Source organism: Okeania sp. SIO2F4 (assembly GCF_010672385.1).
GTDB lineage: Bacteria > Cyanobacteriota > Cyanobacteriia > Cyanobacteriales > Microcoleaceae > Trichodesmium.
Window position 1 is genome coordinate 1 of sequence record NZ_JAAHGT010000937.1, and the last position, 3,777, is coordinate 3,777.

The following is a 3,777-nucleotide window of genomic DNA, read 5'->3' on the forward strand; positions in this document are numbered from 1 at the left end:
TGGGAAGTATAAAAGGAAATTTGTCAATAGTTATAATTACTTAAGTACTGACACCTGTTCAAAATAAGTTTTTTTGATATTTATTCATCCGTGAAGAGAGTATAAATTATTGCACCCTAGATTAATGAAAAATAGAAGGTTGTGGCTTTTTTTAGACAAAATTTATTATTTTTAAATACAAAATTAGCACAATAAACTATGTATCTAGATGATACCAAATCGCTGAAATAACGCAAGTACGTGAAATATTTTGTAATAATTAGCCGAAATAAGAGATTTTTTTGATAAGTAGAAAAAATAATTAGAGTTAATTTTATTTTTTTTACTTATACTTTTACGTTCTTGCAGGAAACTGTTTTTTGATTTTAGTCATGGAAGAAGGCGATCGCTACTTGTAGAGAAGAGTAAAGATTTTAAAGTAGTTAGAAATTGTGATAAATTAGAGATTTTTTTCAGGAGATAGGGGAAGTAAATGGAAAATATTTCTAACAAAATGCACCTACAAATAAAGATTTTTGGGAACTGCTCTAAAGCTCAATTACGTCAGAAAAAAAGAGATGTTTAATTATAAATTGGCGATCGCCACTGTCACAAAGGTAGATTAGAAAACCACATAGATAATAGAGAGGTTGCTAAGTCTTAAATCAGTAGAAACCCTCTAATAAATATATCTGTCTCAAGTTGAGGTAAAGATTCTATGAAACAGCAATTTTCTATCTGGCAAATTACCTTTCCACTTTGCGGAGTTATAATTTTTTCCATCGGAGCTTTAACAACAATTCACATGATTCACGGTCGGTATCTTTTCCATTTTGAAATAACTCCTCAAGGAATAAAAATTCTGACGGATGTTGATAAAAGAGATAGTGGAAATGATTCTGTTCAGGAAATTAAGGTTGATGTTCAGGAAGAAGTTAAGGAGGAGGAGGATAAAACCTAAAGTTCTTGAGCAATTAAATCAGTTTTGTTTCTTGGTCAGGTATATAAATATTCTGGGAGGGTATTTTTTACAGCAAGTAATTTTGGAATTAATTGAGAAATTAATTTCTTTAGCTTCTGATTATCAAGTCTGCTAGATGTCTAATCAGAAAAACAGTTTCTTGTAGACTTGATTGAGAAACTTAGGTAGCTTCCCAAAGGTTAACCCAACAAAAAAGATATTTATTGGGATGAACCTAATTTGCCTAGCTATAACATCCTGACTAAATTATCAGAACATGACATTAGACTTGTTTCAGATTTTATAGGGCTACCTATTTAAGACTTTGATAAACGTGACAATGAGTTAACTTAATAGCTGATAGGTGACAACTGAATGCTTACATCTTAATCAACAAAAAATTCTTTACCCCTGGTTTTTTGCTTCTCATAATAGTCAAGCTTCTCTTCGGTAAATAAACCTAAATCCTCATAAATCAAGCCATCTATTTTTTCAATCCAATAACTTAGTAAATCGTCTGATTCTGCTCTTTCAAGTATTTTTTCCATTTGTTCGGTTTCAAATTTAGTCAGCTCTGAGAGATTTGTCAATTCATAATATTGTTGAAGCAGACTTTTTTGCTTTAATGTGAGGAGTTTAAACCGTTTAGTTTCGATAGGTGATAGTAATTTTGTCAAACTACCCTCAAAATTAGAATGAGAAATTTGTAAACTTTGCCAAGTAGGAGGTATTTCTGCGGAATTTTGGCAAATCACTGGCAACCAACTTGCACCAGGAAATTTATCTTCCATTACTTGTAATTTTTCCCTCGCTTCTCGCACAGAAATATATAGAGATTTGCCACTAGCAAATAACTGGAGAAAATACTTCAAAAATTTCTGGGCAACTACATCTGGCACTTCTTCTCGCATGACAATAATTGCCGGAATATGTAACTGAGCAAATTGTTGAGCTAAACCTAATCCATTGCAAGAATTAAATATGGCTAGTTGTAGACCTTTACTAATAGCTTTTACCAGGGAATTTTCTAATTCCTCAATTCTTATTGTTGTTTCATTTCCTAAATAAAAACATCCAGTACTTCCATCAGCTTCACTTTCACTATGACCAGAAAAACAAATAATATCCCAACCTTTTTCATCCCATAATTTTTCATCTAATTTTTGGCGACTTGGTTGTAATAAAGAGACAATTTCGGCTTCCCTGGAGAGACTAGACAAATATTTTTTATCTGCCTCAATATTTATTCCTTTGTCATCTCCAAAAATTCCTAAGATGCGGATTCTTTCCCTGGCAATATTTAACTTTTCCACTCGGTTAGCTTCTGGCAAACCTATAGCAGTTTCAGCAAATAGATAATCTGAGCAAAAATTCCATAAATGCCAGGGAAGTCGCTGTATTAAAATATCTTCAGATTGGATAATTAACCTGACTTTATCTGAGGGATTAAATCTGGTTCGTAATTCCTTTTCTATTTTGTTAAAATTTGGGGCGTTCAACCAGTTGTTGAGGAGAAGTCGCCACTCTTTCTCTAATTCATGAATCTGACCAATTATTTTATGAACTCGCCTTTCTATATCTTTTTGAGACACATTTGTTGTCTGCTCTTTCCTGATTTTGATTCTGGTAAGCAAGCCTAAATTTCGACAGCCTTCTCTTAATTGTTCATATTTTTTTCTCCAGTCTTGATAGAGTTGAGGAAGTTCTAAATTTGCAGGTAAGTTACTGGTAAAAGAAATTGGTAAAGGATGACCTTCTGACCAAATATTAGCTCTGATAACTGGAAAACCTGTTGTAAAATTTCCTCCTTCAAAATTGATAGTAACTAATTTTTCTCTGGCAATAACAGAAGCAGAATTTTGTGTTTTGAATATTTGATTCATAAAGAACATACGATATTCATTTTCATTAGTTTGTTGAGGATATACAGTAATTTTTCTTTTTCTTTTTGCCAACTCTTTCTGATATTTTTCCTCTAGGACTCTCAAATTTTCATCATAGAATTGCATAAACTCCCGATGGATTTTTTCTTTCTCCGTTTCTGGGGGTACATCAATTTTAATTACTACTACTCCATCACCTTTATTTTCCATACCTTGAATTTTCATCGGGATGCCTTCGTTTTCCACCTGTACCTGTTTGAAAGAAGACATAAAAGCTTTAAAATCAACGCCATTTCGGAAAATTAAATCCACAGTATTTACGACTTCTTGGAATAATTTTGTTAAATCTCCCTCTCGAAAATATCCACTACTAGGGCGACGTTCTCTATCGTCTGTTTCTGGTTTGGGTTCCTCTAATAAATAGATATATTTTGATTCAACATTATCGAGGATAGTTGTATGGTCGATATTCCAACCTTCTAAACAAGTTCCTGACATTTGAGCAGTGGTAAAATTAGTGCCTATTGCCAATACTTCGGTTAAATTTGCATTGTTTAAACAAGCAGTTTGTAGAGAAGCTTCTCCTAAATCTGCTAGTTTTAAATTAGCGTTACTAAGGTCCGCACTTACAAGATTGGCTCCCCTCAAGTTTGCTGCTATATATTCTTGGTCTTTTCCCCATCCAGTTATTAATAATTCTCTGATTTTTATATCTTCTAATATAGTGCATTCGACTCTGGCAAATTTTAAATATTTGGTTTGTCGCCAGAATGTGCGAGTGGCATTAGCAAATCGAAAATTTGTGCTTTTAAGAATAGCGTGACTAAAGTCAACATCAGTTAAATTTGCATTACGAAAACAGGTGCCTCCTATAGTGCCAATGGCAACAGCAAATTTAAGGATGAAAAGATTATTTTTGTCTTCTGCTAATATCTTTTTTGCAAGATATTGAGA

General features: G+C 32.8%; 2 protein-coding genes. One reads left to right on the plus strand and one right to left on the minus strand.

What is annotated here, in order from left to right; genetic code table 11:
* Positions 1-697 precede the first annotated feature (697 nt).
* Positions 698-940, plus strand: coding sequence for a hypothetical protein (locus F6K22_RS35230; RefSeq protein WP_293109165.1), 243 nt, complete (start codon positions 698-700; stop codon positions 938-940).
* A gap of 386 nt (positions 941-1,326) precedes the next feature.
* On the opposite strand, the gene F6K22_RS35235 is transcribed toward F6K22_RS35230, so the two are convergent.
* Positions 1,327-3,777: pentapeptide repeat-containing protein (locus F6K22_RS35235; protein WP_293109167.1), on the minus strand; the 2,451-nt coding region annotated here is incomplete at its 5' end.

Coding starts and splice junctions, on each gene's coding strand:
- F6K22_RS35230 (WP_293109165.1), top strand. CDS start 698: ATGAAACAGCAATTTTCTATCTGGCAAATTACCTTTCCACTTTGCGGA.